General features: G+C 63.4%; 17 protein-coding genes. 14 read left to right on the top strand and 3 right to left on the bottom strand.

Annotation, left to right across the window (positions count from 1 at the left end; translation table 11 throughout):
* Positions 1-9: 9 nt before the first annotated feature.
* Genes NXT3_RS17455 through NXT3_RS17445 form a run of 3 tightly spaced genes read right to left on the bottom strand, consistent with a single transcriptional unit; the run spans position 10 to position 3223 of the window.
* Positions 10-936 (bottom strand): ABC transporter permease, encoded by a 927-nt coding sequence (locus tag NXT3_RS17455; protein ID WP_104840025.1) that lies wholly within the window; start codon positions 934-936, stop codon positions 10-12.
* Positions 936-2066, bottom strand: coding sequence for an ABC transporter permease (locus NXT3_RS17450; RefSeq protein ID WP_104839763.1), 1131 nt, complete (start codon positions 2064-2066; stop codon positions 936-938). Before NXT3_RS17450 ends, NXT3_RS17455 begins: the two co-directional genes overlap by 1 nt.
* A gap of 14 nt (positions 2067-2080) precedes the next feature.
* On the bottom strand, positions 2081-3223 hold the full coding sequence (locus tag NXT3_RS17445; protein ID WP_097527735.1) for a BMP family ABC transporter substrate-binding protein: 1143 nt from the start codon (positions 3221-3223) through the stop codon (positions 2081-2083).
* A 326-nt stretch (positions 3224-3549) separates the two neighbouring features.
* Between NXT3_RS17445 and NXT3_RS17440 the strand changes: the two genes are divergently transcribed.
* The 14 genes from NXT3_RS17440 to dhaK all read left to right on the top strand — a co-directional run bounded on the left by NXT3_RS17440 (position 3550) and on the right by dhaK (position 16298).
* Positions 3550-4227 (top strand): GntR family transcriptional regulator, encoded by a 678-nt coding sequence (locus tag NXT3_RS17440; RefSeq protein ID WP_176536698.1) that lies wholly within the window; start codon positions 3550-3552, stop codon positions 4225-4227.
* 219 nt (positions 4228-4446) lie between these two features.
* Positions 4447-5772: an ABC transporter substrate-binding protein gene (locus NXT3_RS17435; RefSeq protein ID WP_176536697.1), complete on the top strand. Its 1326-nt coding sequence runs from the start codon at positions 4447-4449 to the stop codon at positions 5770-5772.
* A gap of 123 nt (positions 5773-5895) precedes the next feature.
* Positions 5896-6822, top strand: a complete 927-nt coding sequence (locus NXT3_RS17430; RefSeq protein WP_104840024.1) for a carbohydrate ABC transporter permease — start codon at positions 5896-5898, stop codon at positions 6820-6822.
* Positions 6819-7772, top strand: a complete 954-nt coding sequence (locus NXT3_RS17425) for a carbohydrate ABC transporter permease (protein ID WP_097527738.1) — start codon at positions 6819-6821, stop codon at positions 7770-7772. Before NXT3_RS17430 ends, NXT3_RS17425 begins: the two co-directional genes overlap by 4 nt.
* Positions 7769-7981, top strand: a complete 213-nt coding sequence (locus NXT3_RS17420) for a hypothetical protein (protein WP_097527739.1) — start codon at positions 7769-7771, stop codon at positions 7979-7981. The genes NXT3_RS17425 and NXT3_RS17420 overlap by 4 nt, the downstream gene beginning before the upstream one ends.
* A gap of 3 nt (positions 7982-7984) precedes the next feature.
* Positions 7985-9082, top strand: coding sequence for an ABC transporter ATP-binding protein (locus NXT3_RS17415; RefSeq protein WP_104839762.1), 1098 nt, complete (start codon positions 7985-7987; stop codon positions 9080-9082).
* Positions 9075-10082, top strand: a complete 1008-nt coding sequence (locus NXT3_RS17410; protein ID WP_097527741.1) for an ABC transporter ATP-binding protein — start codon at positions 9075-9077, stop codon at positions 10080-10082. Before NXT3_RS17415 ends, NXT3_RS17410 begins: the two co-directional genes overlap by 8 nt.
* A 40-nt stretch (positions 10083-10122) precedes the next feature.
* Positions 10123-11757 carry a dihydroxyacetone kinase subunit DhaK gene (locus NXT3_RS17405; protein ID WP_176536695.1) on the top strand — a complete coding sequence of 545 codons (1635 nt, stop codon included), beginning with the start codon at positions 10123-10125 and terminating at the stop codon, positions 11755-11757.
* Between the two features lie 62 nt (positions 11758-11819).
* Positions 11820-12440 (top strand): dihydroxyacetone kinase subunit DhaL, encoded by a 621-nt coding sequence (gene dhaL / locus NXT3_RS17400; RefSeq protein ID WP_423827848.1) that lies wholly within the window; start codon positions 11820-11822, stop codon positions 12438-12440.
* Complete coding sequence (dhaM, locus tag NXT3_RS17395) at positions 12437-12835, top strand: dihydroxyacetone kinase phosphoryl donor subunit DhaM (protein WP_097527744.1); 399 nt, start codon at positions 12437-12439, stop codon at positions 12833-12835. Before dhaL ends, dhaM begins: the two co-directional genes overlap by 4 nt.
* Positions 12835-13179: an HPr family phosphocarrier protein gene (locus tag NXT3_RS17390; RefSeq protein ID WP_097540542.1), complete on the top strand. Its 345-nt coding sequence runs from the start codon at positions 12835-12837 to the stop codon at positions 13177-13179. Before dhaM ends, NXT3_RS17390 begins: the two co-directional genes overlap by 1 nt.
* On the top strand, positions 13163-14767 hold the full coding sequence (locus tag NXT3_RS17385; protein WP_104839761.1) for a putative PEP-binding protein: 1605 nt from the start codon (positions 13163-13165) through the stop codon (positions 14765-14767). The genes NXT3_RS17390 and NXT3_RS17385 overlap by 17 nt, the downstream gene beginning before the upstream one ends.
* A complete protein-coding gene (locus NXT3_RS17380; RefSeq protein WP_097527747.1) occupies positions 14768-15178 on the top strand; it encodes a hypothetical protein in 411 nt (136 codons plus the stop codon).
* Positions 15179-15302: 124 nt separating this feature from the next.
* Entirely contained in the window at positions 15303-16298 is a 996-nt protein-coding gene (dhaK, locus tag NXT3_RS17375) for a dihydroxyacetone kinase subunit DhaK (protein ID WP_097527748.1), read from the top strand.
* Positions 16299-16332: the final 34 nt, after the last annotated feature.

Genomic DNA, 16332 nt, shown 5'->3' with positions numbered 1-16332 from the left:
GGATCGCTCCTATTTGGTGATCGACAGCGCGCCGGGCGCACCGGCGAGCGAGCGGGTGGGAGAGGATGTGGCGATCATGATGACGAGGGTCAGCACGTAAGGGGCGGCGTAGAAGAGGTAGTAGCCCTTCGTGATGCCGACCGATTGCAGTGCCGGCCCAAGCGCGCCCGCACCGCCGAAGAGAAGGGCGGCGAGGAAGCATCCGATCGGGTTCCAGCGGGCGAAGATGACGAGCGCCACGGCCATGAGGCCCTGCCCGGACGAGATGCCCTCGTTCCAGGAGCCCGGGTAGTAGAGCGAAAGATAGGCGCCGCCGATCGCCGCCAGCGCTCCGCCGACGGCCGTTGCGAGGAGGCGCACCGTGTCCGGGCTCAGGCCCATCGCGCGGGCGGCGTCCGAGCTGTCACCGACGACGCGCAGGATGAGGCCGGCGCGGGTATTGCGGAAGGCCCACCAGAGGAAGAGGGCAAGGGCCGCACCGATCAGAAAGAGCACGTTGATGTTGAGCGCGGCCTGGATCTGCGGCAGGTCCGACCAGCCACCGAAGGGGATGGAAGGAAGCTTCGGTGCGGCGGGTTGGATGAAGGGCTTCCCGAGAAAGAAGGCGAGGCCAACGCCGAACTGCATCATCGCGATGCCGATGGCGATGTCGTTCACCTTCGGGAACTTGCAGATGAAGCCGTGGGCGAGGCCGAAAGAGGCACCCACCGCCATTGCCGCCAGCACACCGAGCCAGGGCGAGCGCGTCATCACCGCGACGGCATAGGCCGTCATCGCGCCGAAGACCAACGTGCCTTCGAGACCAAGATTGATCCGGCCGGAGCGCTCGGTGATCGCCTCGCCGAGGCTCACGAAAATGAAGGGCGTGGAGACGCGGATCGCGCCGGCGAAAACCGCAAGGGGCACGCCCCAGATGCCGATACTGATCCCGTCCATCATGGGCTCCTTTTCCAGAGGTCCGGATTGAAGATCCTGAAGCGACCGTAGAAGGTCTCGCAAAACAGGATGACGATGAAGAGCGTGCCCTGAAGGACGAGGACGGTCGCGTCCGGCAGGCCCATGCGGCGCTGGATCAGGCCGCCGGAGGCATCGATGCCGCCGAGGAGGATGGCGACGGGGATGATCGCCAGCGGATTGTGGCGCGCGAGGAATGCGACAAGGATGCCGGTGTAGCCGTAACCTGCGGCAAGGGAGCCGTTGGCGCTGCCCTGCACGGCGGTGACTTCGATCGTGCCGGCAAGACCGGCAAAGGAGCCGGCGAGCGCGGTGAAGCCGACGATCAGCTTGCCGACGGCGAGCCCTTGGATCTGCGCGGCGCGCGCGTTGCCGCCCGCGATGCGGGCCGCGAACCCGAAGCTCGTCTTCTCGATCAGGACCCAGGAAACGACGCAGGCGGTCACGCCGATGACAAGGCCCCAATGCACGTCCATGCCGGGGATGCTGCCGAGTATGTAGTCGGGAGGCAGCGGCGCCGTCGAGGGCTTGTTGAGGCTGGCGGGATCGCGCAGCGGCCCCTCGATCAGGTGGTTCATCAGGGCGATCGCGATATAGGCGAGGAGCAGCGAGGCGATTGTCTCGTTGACGCCGCGATAGTGTCGGAGCAGGCCTGCGAGCCCGATCCAAATGGCGCCGACGATCATGCCGGCAAGCGCCATGATGAGCCAGACGAGCAATGCGGGTGCGCCGCCGACGAACGGCAGGGCGATCCCCGCCCCGGCAAGTCCGCCGAGAACGACGGCGCCCTCCGCGCCGATCACGATGAGACCGAGTCTGGCAGGAAGGGCGACGCAGAGCGCAGTCAGGAGGAGCGGTGCGGCTCGGCTCAGGGAATTCTGGATCGAGAACCAGCTACCGAAGCCGCCGGCATACATCAGCTGAAGGAGCGCCACCGGCGGTTTGCCGATCAGCGCGATGAAGATCGCGAAGAGCGCGAGCCCGATGAGGATCGCAAGGATCGTAATTGCCAGGGGTTCTGCGCGCCTTGCCAGCCATTCGAGGAGGGGCCGGACGGTGCCGGCCCGCTCGCCGAGCGCGGGCACAGGGTGAGAGTTGGCTTCGAGGGTCATGACGCCGACGCTCCTCAAGCGGTCGAGCCGACGACCCCCTCGACCAGATAGTCCATACTTTCGAGTTCGATGGCGTCCTCCGCGAAAGCCTGCCCTCCGGCCACGACGACATTTCCCTTGTTGTCCTTGATCGAACCCCTGAAGACCGAGAAGCCGCCCGCCATCATTTCGGCGAGCGTCGCCTCGAACTTCTTGCGCGCCTCTTCCGAGACCGCCGGGCCGAGCGAGCTCATCTTGACGAAGCCTTCCTTGAGTCCGCCGCGCACGAAGTTGCCGAGCTTTTCGCCGGCCTGGGCCTTCTTCACGAAGTCCGTGTAGACGTTGCCCCATGCCCATTCGGCGCCGGTGAGATATTTCTCGGGAGCGAGCGGACTCTGGTTGGCGTGGTAGCCGCAGATGAATGCGCCACGACCGGCGGCCGTCTCGACCACCACCTTCGGACTGTCTACGTGGCAGGTCACGACGTCCGCGCCCTGATCGATCAGCGCGTTGGTAGCTTCCGCCTCCTTGACGGCGAGCGACCATTCGCCGGTAAAGATCACCTGGCAGGTGATTGCCGGATCGATGGAGCGAGCGCCGAGCAGGAAGGAATTGATGTTCTGCAGCACCTGCGGAATGGGCTTGGCGGCGACGAAGCCGATCTTTTTGCTCTTCGTCGCATAGCCAGCGGCGATGCCGTTGAGATATTGCCCCTGGCCGATATAGCCGAAATAGGAACCGGTGTTCGCCGGATGCGTTCCCTCCTGCCATAGGCCGCCGCAATGGCGGAACTGGGCGTCGGGATATTTCTTCGCCATCTCCAACATGTGGGGATCGAAGTAGCCGAAGGAGGTGGGGAAGAGCAGTGCCGCTCCATCAAGGTTGATCATCGACTCCATCGTCTTCTGGACGTCGACTGTTTCCGGGACATTCTCCTCCTCGACGACGGTAACGCCCGACAGAGCCTTGATCGCGGCCGCTCCCTCCGCGTGCGCCTGGTTGTAGCCGTAGTCGTCCTTGGGGCCGACATAGATGAAGCCGACGGTCAGTGCGCTCTGGGCCGCGGCGGGCGAAAAGACCAGGTCCGGCGCGAGGCTCGCCACGGCGGCACCTGCCACGGACGATTGGAGAAATGCGCGGCGGGACAGGAGACGGGAGGAAAGAAGTCGCTTGGTCATCGGAATGCTCCCTGCGAGCGGCGGAGGTTGGTTGGAAAGTCAGTACATGAAAGTGCATGCAATGCGCGTGCCAACAGATATTGCTGGTTCTTGTGCCGCGTCTAAATGAGCACTGAGGAAACTGTATGCAGTTGACAGGCGTGTATGGTGTTTTTTTACGCATGCCTAGGAAATGGCCTGCGAATAATCGTTCATGGAACTCAATCAAACGCAGGCCGGGTCTTGTGTCTGGTAAAATAGGAGACGTTTCAGTGCGTTATGCTGCAGTTTGACTTGTGAAGCATGTGCGTGCATCTGTATGCAGATCCCAGAATATCGAGTCGCGCGTGAAACAGCCAAGAAGAAGAGAGATCATCCGGGCAGGTACAACCGTCGAACAGATGGTGCGGGCGATCGCGGACATGATTGTCACCGGCGAGATGCAGCCGGGCGAGAAACTCGACGAATTTTCCCTCGCCGGCCGCTTCGAGGTCTCACGGACCCCGGTGCGCGAAGCGCTGCGGCAACTCTGTGCGATGGGCCTCGTCGACCGGCAACCCAATCGCAGCGCAGTGGTCACGAACGTGACCAGTGGATATCTCGCCTCGATGTTCGAGGCCATGGCTGAACTCGAGAGGATCTGCGCCAGGCTTTCCGCCGAGCGCATGTCGGTCGAGGAGCGCCGCGCGATGGAGAAAATGCACCGAGAGTCGATGCGCCTCGTCCATGCGGGTGCCGACGAGGACTATGCCGCACACAATATCGAATTCCATACCCGACTTTATCGCGGCGCCCACAACGATCACATCTTCGAACTGGTGACGCAGACGCGGGCACGACTTGCGCCCTTCCGCCGTGCCCAGTTCCGCCTGCCGGGGCGACTGGCGAAGTCTTACGAAGAACATCAGGGCATTGTAACCGCAATCCTTCGTGCCGATGCCGAAGAGGCGGGAAACGCCGCCTATTGGCATGTTTCAAACGTCAGCGACGCAAGCACGGTTTTCGTGAGCGACAACAAAGGCTGACCGGGACGCGGCGGACACGCCTTCTCTTTCTCTCCCCAGTTCCTTCAGTGTCCTGGCGGCCATGCTGCGCCGCAGCGACGAATTGCACTTGATGTGTTTAGTAAAACGTATATCACTAAACATATTGCTCAACATGAGGGAGTGAGACGGTTTGGGCATGTGAGCAAGAGAGATTTTTCCGAAGCCGGCTTCGGTCGGTTCTGTATCTGGGAGGAATACATGCGGAAGATGACGAAGGCCCTGATGGGCATGTCGTCGGCGCTCGTGCTGTCGACGGCGATACCGGAACTGGCGAGGGCCGATGAATTGACCCTGTGCTGGGCGGCATGGGATCCGGCCAACGCGCTGGTGGAGCTCTCCAAGGATTTCACCGCGCAGACGGGCACCGCAATGAAGTTCGAGTTTGTGCCGTGGCCGAACTTCGCCGACCGTATTCTCAACGAACTCAATTCCGGCGGCAAGCTCTGTGACCTGCTGATCGGCGACAGCCAGTGGATTGGCGGTTCCGCCGAAAACGACTACTACGTGAAGCTCAACGATTTCTTCGATAAAGAAGGAATCAAGATGAGCGACTTCGCCGAAGCGGCGGTCAACGCGTATGCCACCTGGCCGAAAGGCACGCCGAACTATTGGGCCCTGCCGGCCATGGGCGACGCCAATGGCTGGTTCTATCGCAAGGACTGGTTCGCCAAGCCGGAGTTGCAGGCGGAGTTCAAGCAGAAACACGGTCGCGATCTCGGCCCGCCGCAGACCTGGGACGAGTTGAAGCAGGTCGCCGAATTCTTCACCGGCCGCGAAATCGACGGCCAGAAGGTCTATGGCGCGGCGATCTTCACCGAACGCGCCTCCGAGGGCATCACCATGGGCGCGACCTCGGCGCTTTATCCCTTCGGCTTCAAATACGAGCAGACGAGCGGCAAATACGACATGGAGGGCGCCGTCAATTCGGCGGACGCGGTGGCAGGGCTCGAGGCCTACAAGGCGCTCTACAAATGCTGCCAGCCGCCCGGTTATACGGACAGCTATATGGGCGAGGGGCTCGATGCCTTCAAATCCGGCCAGGTCTCGATGGCGATGAACTGGTTCGCCTTCTTCCCGGGCCTCTACAAGGACGAGAAGGTTGGCGGAGACAAGATCGGTTTCTTCGTCAATCCCAAGCAGAAGGTTGCCGCCTCGACGCTCGGCGGCCAGGGGATTTCGGTTGTGGCCAACACCGACAACATGGACGGCGCGCTCGCCTATATCAAATGGTTCGCCCAGCCCGACGTGCAGAAGAAATGGTGGGCGCTTGGCGGCTATGCCGTTCACAATGCCGTCTTGAACGATCCCTCCTTCAAGGACAGCCAGCCCTTCGCGGCCGACTTCCTCGTCGCGATGAACCAGGTGCAGGATTTCTGGCAGGAACCCTCCTACGCGATCCTGCTGCAGGCGATGCAGAAGCGCCTGCACGACTACGTCGTCGCCGATAAGGGGACGGCGCAGGAGGCGCTCGACGCTCTCGCGAACGACTGGAAGGAAATCTTCGAGGACGAAGGCAAGCTCTAGACTTGCTGGAACACGGCCCGGGTTGTGAAGCGCCGGGCCGTGGCGGCCGCCCGAAGTCCTTTTCAACGCCAGGTGACGTCAGTGACCGATGCCCCTTCCACCATCGCGGAGCGATCCGCCGAGATGCTTGCCCGCGCCACGCCCGTACCGATGGCTGCGAGAGTGCGCGGCCTTTCCGATCGCGCGATCGCATGGCTGTTCATAACGCCGACGATCGCCTTGCTACTTGCGATCAATATCTTTCCGCTGATCTGGGCGGTCTATCTGTCATTCACGAATTTCCGCGCGAACCGCCCGAACGCCGAAGTCGCAAGCGTCGGCTTGCGCAACTATCAGCGCGTGCTGAACGATCCGGACATCTGGATCGCCATGCAGACGACGGCGCATTTCGTCTTCTGGACGATCCTTCTGCAGACGCTCATCGGCTTCGCGCTCGCCTATCTGATCGATCGCAAGTTCCGCGGCCATGCCTTCTGGACGACGGTCATCCTCATCCCAATGATGCTGTCGCCGGCGGTCGTCGGCAATTTCTGGCGCTTCCTCTACCAGCCGCAGATCGGGCTCTTCAATTATATAGTCTCGTTCTTCTCAGGGATTCCGCCGTCGTCCTTCGAGATGCTCGGTTCGGTGACGCTCGCACCCTGGGCGATCATCATCGTCGACACATGGATGTGGACGCCCTACGTCATGCTGATCTGCCTTGCCGGCCTTAGATCCATTCCTGACTATATCTACGAGGCGGCGGAGGTCGACCGCGCCTCCGGCTGGCGGCAGTTCTGGTCGATCACCGTTCCGATGGCCTTGCCCTTCATCATGCTCGCGGTGCTCTTCCGCGGCATCGAGAACTTCAAGATGTTCGACATGGTGATGCTTTTGACCGGCGGCGGGCCCGGCTCGACCACCGAGGTCGCGTCGATCACCCTGAAACGTGAAGCCTTTGAAAGCTGGCTCACGGGACGATCCTCCGCCTTTGCGATCATCCTTTTCGTGGCGGTGTTCGGCCTCGCCAACATCTACGTCAAAGCGCTCAACAAGGTGAAGCAACGATGAGTTCGGTCAACACCGCCCATTCCGTGGTCGAGCCGACGCCGACCGTGAAGCGCATCGCCAGTGCGATCGTCATCCTTTATGCGCTGGTGACGATGATCCCGCTCGCCTGGATCTTCCTGACCAGCATAAAGTCGCCGCCGGATTCGATCAGCTACCCGCCGAAGATCGTCTTCACGCCGACGCTCGAGGGCTATTGCAATCTCTTCACAACGCGCACGCGGCAGACGCCGGACTATATCCAGTCGCTCCCCTCCCCGACCGGTACCTGCGACGAGATCACCCGCAGCCGCAATATGGTCATCGCCGGACCGTCGAATTACTGGCCGCGTTTCGGCAATTCGCTCCTGATCGCCTTCGGCTCGACCTTCCTCGCCGTCTCGCTCGGCACGCTTGCGGCCTATGGCTTCTCGCGGTTCCGCGTGCCGCTTGCCGACGATCTCCTGTTCTTCATTCTCTCGACGAGGATGATGCCGCCGATCGCCGTCGCGATCCCGATCTACCTCATGTATCGCCAGTTCGGCCTTTCCGACACGGCGCTCGGCATGATCCTGCTCTATACCGCCGTCAACGTTTCGCTCGCCGTCTGGCTCCTCAAGGGCTTCATCGACGAGATCCCGCGCGAATACGAGGAAGCGGCGATGATCGACGGCTATACGCGCCTTCAGGCCTTCTGGAAGGTCGTGCTGCCGCAGGCCACCACCGGGATCGCCGCGACGGCGATCTTCTGCCTAATCTTCGCCTGGAACGAATATGCCTTCGCGGTGCTGCTCACCTCGGGCTCGGCGCAGACCGCGCCGCCGTTCATACCGACGATCATCGGCGAGGGCGGGCAGGATTGGCCGGCGGTCGCCGCCGGCACGACGATCTTCCTGGTGCCGATCCTCGTCTTCACCATCATCCTGCGCAAGCAATTGCTGCGCGGCATCACCTTCGGAGCGGTACGCAAATGACGAACCCGCAAGAACTGACCCGTGCGCCCCGGCAGAGGCGGCTGTTCTTCCTCAGGCGCGGCCCGATGGAGAACATTGCGACGGCGCTGATCGCGGCCGGCTTCCTGATGCTGTTCCAGCCGTTCCTGCTGACGCTGTACACCTATTCGCTCGCGATGCTGCTGGCCGGCACCTTCATGTTCATCGTCGTCTCGAAATTTCCGGAGTAAGCGATGTCCGAGATCAAGATCATAAACCTCCGCAAGCAGTTCGGCAATTTCATCGCCGTCGAGGATTCAAGCTTCACCGTCAATGACGGCGAGTTCCTGGCGCTGCTTGGGCCATCCGGATGCGGCAAGACGACGACGCTCCGGATGATCGCCGGGCTTGAGCTTCCGACCAGCGGCAAGATCCATCTCGACGGCGAGGACGTCACCTTCAATCGGGCGAGCGCCCGCGACATCGCCTTCGTGTTTCAGCTCTTTGCTCTCTATCCGCACATGAATGTGCGCAGGAATATCGGTTTCCCGCTCCTGTCGCAGGGCGTGCCCAAGACGGAAATCCGCGCCCGCGTCGAAGAGACCGCGAAGCTCTTGCGGATCGACCACATCCTCGACCGGTCGGTCTCGGGCCTGGCTGGCGGCGATCGTCAGCGCGTGGCGCTTGGACGGGCGATCGTCCGGCGGCCGAAATGCTTCCTGATGGACGAGCCGCTCGGCACGCTCGATGCGGAATTCCGCGAGGTCATGGTCCATGAGTTGCGCGAACTGCACAATCGCATTCATGCGACCACGGTCTACGTCACGCATGACCAGCACGAAGCCATGGCGATGGCCGACAAGATCGCGGTCATGAACCACGGAGTGGTCGAGCAGTTCGGCACGCCGCAGGAAATCTACAACAGGCCCGCCTCGATGTACGTCGCCGACTTCATCGGCTCGCCGCCGATGAACTTCATGCGCTTCCATTCGGGACTCGAACGGGGGACGCGATCGATCCTGCTTGACGGCATCGAGGTCGTCGTGCCTGAGATCGGCGAGGATGTCTTGCCAGGCGAACTGGCGCTCGGCGTGCGTCCCGAACATATCCGCTTCAACGACGAATCCGGTCTTCGCGGTGCTGTCTATGGCAGCGAGTACCTCGGCACGAACCAGATCGTCGCCGTTGAAACCGCCTCCGGCATCGTCAAGGCCCGCATTTCGGCCGACCGAAGCTTCAGGCTCGGCGAGACCCTCGGGCTCGAATTCGATCCAGCAAAACTTGCGGTCTTCGACTGTGCCTCGGGCAGGGCGATCGCCTCGTCCCTCCACGCGGGAACCTGCCATGGCTGAGGTCGCTCTTCACGGTATCGGTAAGACGTTCGGCGACACGGCGGCGGTCGACGATCTTTCGCTCACGATCAGGGACGGGGAGTTCGTCGTCCTCCTCGGGCCGACGGGGGCCGGCAAGACCACGGCGCTGCGCCTGATCGCCGGCCTTGAAAGACCGGACAAGGGGCGGGTGACGATTGCCGGCCGCGATGTTGGCGGGCAATCGCCGGCCGAGCGGGACGTCGCCTTTGTCTTCCAGCAATATTCGCTCTATCCGCACTTAAGCGTCTACGACAATCTTGCCTTTCCGCTGCGCTCTCCGGCGCGCCAGCTGGGTGCCGAGGAGATCGACCGGCGTGTGCGCGATGTCGCGCGCATGGTTCGGATCGATCACAAGCTCGAAAATCGCTCGACCCGGCTTTCGGGCGGCGAGATGCAGCGCGTCGCGATCGGCCGCGCGCTCGTGCGCCGTCCGGCGATCTATCTGATGGACGAGCCGCTGTCGTCGCTTGACGCCAAACTCCGCGCCGAGCTTCGGCTGGAGCTGAAGCGGATCCAGGGCGAATTGAGTTCCACGCTGCTTTACGTCACCCATGATCAGGTCGAAGCGATGACGATGGCGGACCGCATCGGCATCCTTTCGGAAGGCCGGCTCGTGCAGATCGGCACGCCGCGGGAGATCTACACGGACCCGGCCAATCTGCACGTCGCCGCGCGCCTGGGCCAACCGCATATAAACCTGCTTCCCATAGACCTCCTGCCCGGCGCCGCACCACCTTCCGGCGCGCTGACGATCGGTGCGCGGACCGAACATCTGGAGATCACCACACATGCTCGGGGCAACGCCGAAGTGGACTGGATCGAGCACCTCGGCGATCAGAACCACCTGCACATCCGGGTGCAGGGCCACAAGCTCGTGACGCTTGCTGACCCTTATCTCTCCATCAAACCAGGCGACCGGATCAACCTTTCGCTGAGACAGCCCCTTTATTTCGGGTCGGCCGGCGAGCGGCTGCGCTGATGCTGCGGGGATTAATCGACAAGGTAATTGGATGAGCACGATGAAGCACTTTTTCAACCGCAAGGAAAACATCGTCACCGAGGCGCTGGACGGCCTGCTCCAGACCGCGCCACCTGGCACCCTCGCGCGCCTCGACAGCTATCCCGATATCAAAGTCGTCCTGCGCGGCGACTGGGACAAGGCGAAGGTTGCGGTCGTTTCCGGCGGCGGGGCCGGCCATGAGCCGTCGCATGCGGGCTTTGTCGGAAAAGGCATGTTGACTGCGGCGGTTTCCGGCGAGATCTTCGCCTCGCCGAGCGTCGATGCGGTGCTGACCGCAATCCGCGCGGTGACCGGGCCGAAGGGGTGCCTGCTGATCGTCAAGAACTATACCGGCGATCGCCTCAATTTCGGACTCGCGGCGGAAAAGGCGCGCGTCGAAGGCTTTCGCGTCGAGATGGTGATCGTTGCCGACGACATCGCGCTGCCGGATATCGCTCAGCCGCGCGGCGTCGCCGGAACGCTCTTCGTCCACAAGCTTGCGGGGCATTTGGCCGAGCAGGATGCGGATCTCGAGACCGTTGCCGCTGCCGCCCGCACGGCCGCGCGCGACATCGTTTCGCTCGGCGTGTCGCTCTCCTCCTGCTCCATCCCTGGCCAGGCCCATGCGGAACGGCTCGAGGCGAACGAGGGGGAACTGGGGCTCGGCATCCACGGCGAACCCGGCGCCGAACGGATCGCCCTACAGGAGGCGCGCAGCATTGTTGCCACCATGTCCGAGCGGCTCTCCAGAGCTTTGCCGCGAGACGGCGGCTATGCGCTTCTCATCAACAATCTCGGTGCCGTGCCGCCGATCGAGATGGGATTGATCGCCCACACGGTCCTTTCCACGTCACTCGCAGCACGTGTGAAACTGACGATAGGCCCCGCGCCGATGATGACGGCGCTCAACATGAACGGCTTTTCGCTTTCGCTCATCCGGCTTGATGGCGAGCGTGAGGCGGCATTGAAATCGCCCGTCGGCCCACATGCCTGGATACCCGCCGTCGAGCGGCATGATGTCTCCGTTCTGCCGGCAATTGCTTTGCCCGCGACTGAGGCCGTCGCGGCCAGTCACGATCCGGCCGCCGATCGGCTGATCGCGGCGATCTGCGATCATCTGCTCTCGCTCGAAGCGGAGCTCAACCATCTCGACGCCCGGGCCGGTGACGGCGATACCGGCTCGACTGTGGCGACGGGTTCGCGCAGCGTTCTTGCCCAGATCGAAAGGCTGCCGCTGAGGGACATCGCAGCGACTTTGTCGTCGATCGGCAGCATTCTCAGCACCAGCATGGGCGGATCGAGCGGCGTGCTGCTGTCGATCTTCTTCACGGCGGCGGCCAAGGCCTATTCGGACACGAATGACATGGCAGGCGCGCTTTTGGCGGGACTCGAACGGATGACCTTCTACGGCGGGGCGGCCGTCGGCGACCGAACGATGGTGGATGCTCTGGATCCGGCGCTGCGCGCGCTTAGGGCGGGCGGCCTTGCCGCTGCGGCGTCCGCGGCGCGCGCCGGCGCCGATGCAACTCGGGCGATGAAGAAGGCGAAGGCCGGCCGCGCTTCTTACATCGGCGAAGGGGATCTCGACGGCGTACCAGACCCGGGAGCCATCGCGGTGGCGGCGGTCTTCGAAGTCGCAGCAGGGCTTCGTTAAGCACATGCTCTGACGATGGCGGCCGATCGCGAGTATGATCGAGCGAGGTTGGTAAAAGGGTGTTGGTCGTGGTGGCACATGCAGCGCTCATAGGCGGGTTGATCGAAGCCTGTCGCGAGGTGATTGCCGCCAATGCCGATCATCTGTCGGAACTCGACAGGGCGATCGGCGACGGAGACCATGGCACCAACATGCGTCGCGGCCTGGAGGCGGTCTACGCCGACCGAAACCGGCTCGCGCACCTGCCTTTGCCGAACGCACTCCAGGAGATTGGCCTGGCTCTCGTCATGAGCGTCGGCGGTGCGGCCGGTCCGCTCTACGGAACGCTGCTGATGGAGACCGGCCGTCAATTGGCCGGTCCGGACGGACAGATCGAGTTTGCACGCGCGCTCGAGCTTGCCATTGAGGCCGTTGCCCGTCGCGGGCGGGCGAGTCCCGGCGACAAGACGCTGCTCGACGTGCTTTACCCGGTGCATGCCGAAGTGGTAAGGCGCGCGGGTCTGACGGGCATCGCCGAAGAGGCGGAACGGGCGGCAAGCCTGACCTTCGGCATGAGGGCGATGCGCGGGCGCGCCGCCTTTCTCGGCGACCGGTCGGTCGGACATGTCGATCCGGGGGCCAGGAGCTGCGCGCTGCTGACGGTCGCGATCTGTCGTTTTTTGGAGGAGCAACGTCCGGCATGAACCCGAAATCCGCAAATGTCGGCATCGTCATCGTCTCGCATTCGCCGCTCGTCGCCGAGGGTGCCGCCGATATGGTGCGCCAGATGGTCGGAGATTGCGTGCCGCTCGCGTGGTCGGGCGGCAATGCGGAGGGTGGGCTCGGCACTCACGCCGCCGGCATCCGCGCCGCGATCGAAAAGGCCTGGTCGGATGCGGGGGTCGCCGTCTTCGTCGATCTCGGCGGGGCGGAGACGAACAGCGAAATGGCGATAGAAATGCTCGGAGAGCCGCGTTCGGGAAGAGTGATCATCTGCGACGCGCCACTCGTCGAGGGGGCGGTGATGGCCGCGGCCGAAGCATCGGGCGGAGCGGCACTCGCGCGCGTCGTGGCGACCGCGGAGGAGCTGTCACCGTGATGGACAACAGGCCGCGACGAGAAGCGACGGAGGCAGTCGAGACGCAGGGTTACTGCCAGGCGGAGATCGAGGTGACGCACGGCTTCGGGCTGCATGCTCGCCCGTCGGTCATCTTCACGCGGCTAGCGAAGTCGTTTCCGTGCACCGTCGAGATCAAGGTCAATGACAGCAGCGTTTGGCTGAACGGCAAGAGCATTGTCAAGATCATGGGGGCGAGGATTCGAAGGGGTTCGATTCTGAAAATCCGAGCCCGAGGATTGCGCGCCGCCGAAGCGATCCATGCCCTTAAAGCGCTCGTCGAGCGCGACTTCGATGAAGACAAGAAGCATGGCCGAAACGCTTGAAATCTTCGGGATATCCGCCTCTCCGGGTGTGGGGGTCGGGCCCGTCCATCTCGCCGCCGAATTTACGGCGGAGGCGCCCGCGCCCGGCGACACCGTGGCCGCTGAAGGCGACAAGCTGCGACGGGCCGTCACCACCGCCGTTGCGGAGCTCGAGGCTCTGGCGTATCGGTCGGACGAGGAGAGCGCCGGCATTCTCGACTTCCAGATCGAGATGCTGCTCGATCCGGCTCTCGTCGAAATGGCCGAGGAACGGATGCTGGCCGGCGATGGCGCCGCACTCGCCTGGTTCGGCGCGCTCGACGACTATATCGCCGGTATCGAGGCGGCGCCCGATGAGCAGCTCGGCGCCCGCGCGGTCGACATCGTCGACATCCGCAATCGCGTCCTCAGTGCGCTCACGGGCCGCCCCCTGGAAGATTTTGCGCCCGGTTCGGTCTTCGTCGGCAAGGACCTCGAGCCCAGCCTCTTCCTCGCGCATGACTGGACCACGGGCGGCGGCATCGTCCTCTTCGAAGGCAGCGTCTCCAGCCATGTGGCAATGCTCGCTCGCAGCCGTTCGGTACCCATGCTGGTGGCGACGGGACGGTTCGAAATCGCACCCGGCGCGCGCGTTCTTGTCGATGGGAATGACGGCCGAGCCGTTATCGCGCCCGACGATGAGCATGTTCGCGAGGCGAAATCGAGGAAGCCTGCAGCAAGGCCGACCGCCTCGCGCGCCGGCGGAGCGATCGAAACCGCCGACGGCGTCGCGATCCGGCTGTCCGCCATCATCAACGATCCGCTCGAGCTCAGGGCCGTTGATCCAGCCTCCTTCGCGGGCATCGGTCTGATGCGGACCGAATTTCTGGTGACTTCGCCCGCGGATGCCGTCGATGAGGAAAAGCATTACGACATATATCGGCATGCATTGGACTGGGCCGGCGAATCGCCGGCGATCGTGCGCATGCTCGATCTCGGCGGCGACAAGACATTGCCCGGAGCGAGGAGGAGTGAATCCTTCATGGGCCTCAGGGGCATCCGGTTGCTCCTGGCGCGGCCGAAGCTGGCCCGCGCCCAGGCGCGCGCGCTGCTGCGGGCCGCCGTACATGGCAATCTCGGCGTCCTCTTGCCGATGGTGACGGTCCCGGATGAACTCGAAGCTATGCGGGCGATCTTCGAAGAGGAATCGACCGCGCTTGGCAGGAGGGGCGTGCAAACGCGCATGCCGGAGATCGGCATGATGGTGGAGGTCCCGGTGGCGGGGCTGATGCTCGATCGTTTTTCGCGGTCGGACTTCTTCTCTTTCGGGACAAACGATCTGGCGCAATATCTTGCGGCGGCGGCAAGGGACGATCAAAGTGTCGCCGCACTTTACGACGCCGCCACGCCGGCGGTCTTAAGGGTAATCGCGCAGGGCGTGGCGTTTGCCGAGGCGATGAAAAAACCAATCGGGATCTGCGGCGAGATGGCCTCCGACCCGCGGCATATACCGGCGCTCATGGCTGCGGGCCTTCGCCATTTCTCGGTGGCGCCCAATCGCTTGGCGGACATCAGAACTATAATCGGCGGCATGTGCTCGGACGGCCGGGCCGCGGCGGAGATGAAATGAATGTCGCGCGAGACAGTTGAAGACGCGATCATCGCCTACAAGACGGTCCTGGCGCAAATCATCGACAATCGGCCATCGGGAACCCGCCAGCGGCTCGCCGCGGCACTCGGCAAGCATCGCAGCTTCGTGACACAGGTGACGAGTCCAGCCTATTCGACCCCGCTGCCGGCGCGTCATCTCGCGACGATCTTCCGTGTCTGTCACTTCAGCCCGGGCGAGCAGGAGCGCTTCCTTCAGGCCTATCAATCCGCGCACCCCGGCAAGCTGCCAGATTTCGGGAGCGCGGAAAAGCTGCGCCAGCTCTCGCTGATCGTTCCCGATCTCGGCGACGAAAAGAAGAACCGCCTCTTCGACGAAGCGATCGAGGAACTCGTCCGGAACATGGCGAAACTGGTCGGAACGATGGATTAGAGGGTCGTGATGTGTTTCAGTACATCGCTGCTCCGTCAGGGCCCTGTTCGAGCACCCGGTGCCAAGTTGGAGCGTTGCGGCGATTTGCGGGGCAGGAGAGCACGGCGTCGTGGGGAGGGGCACGATGAAGAAATTCATGAATCGAGCCGAGACGCTGGTGGCCGAAAGCCTCGCGGGATTCGTTACGGCCCACGAACGGCTGGTGACCTTCGGAGCGAACAGGAGGTTCGTTCGCCGACTCAGTCTTCGTCCGGACAAGATCGCGCTCATTTCGGGCGGCGGCGCCGGACACGAGCCGATGCACGTCGGTTTTGTCGGCAAAGGTATGCTGGACGCGGCCTGCACCGGACATGTCTTCACCTCCCCGACGCCGGACCAGATCATTGCCGCGATCCGGGAAACCGACGGCGGCGAGGGGTGTCTGCTGATCGTCAAGAATTATGACGGCGACGTCATGAATTTCGAGATGGCCGCCGAGCTCGCGGCGGCCGAGCACCGGATCGCCACCCTGATCGTGCGCGATGACGTAAATCCCAGCGGGTCGAAGCGCAGCCAGGGCAGGAGAGGTGTTGCGGGAACACTCGTGGTCGAGAAGCTGCTTGGAGCGGCGGCGGAGGCCGGCTGGCGGCTCGAAGAACTGAGTGCGCTTGGCGAGGACCTGAACGGCCGCATCCGCACGATGGGCGTGGCGCTTAGCGGCGTGACAGTACCCGACACCGAGCGGAAGACCTTCGTGCTCAGCGAAGACGAAATGGAGATGGGCGTCGGAATTCACGGAGAGCCGGGACGTGCACGGGTCAAAATCGCGACCGGCGACGAGATCGTGGAAACGATGCTCGAGGCGATCTTGAGCGATCTGGCGCCGGACCGGAGCGACCAGTTGCTCCTCTTCATCAATGGCTTCGGTGGCACCCCGGTATCGGAGCTCTATCTCGCCTACAATTCCGCCCGCGCGCGGTTTGCGCGCCTGGGCGTCACAGTTGCCCGCTCGCTGGTCGGAACCTATGTCACCTCCCTGGACATGGCGGGCCTCTCAATCACCGTTGCGCGCCTCGACGAACGAGAGCTTTCCTTGTGGGACGCACCAGTTGACACCGCGGCGCTGCGCTGGGGAAGCTGATCGGATATTTCACCTGGGCGCCTCGGCCTGTGCT

Source organism: Sinorhizobium fredii, from assembly GCF_002944405.1.
In the GTDB taxonomy this organism is placed as follows: domain Bacteria; phylum Pseudomonadota; class Alphaproteobacteria; order Rhizobiales; family Rhizobiaceae; genus Sinorhizobium; species Sinorhizobium fredii_C.
The sequence above is the reverse complement of the archived record's forward strand: the minus strand, read 5'-3'. Positions and strand labels throughout refer to the sequence as shown.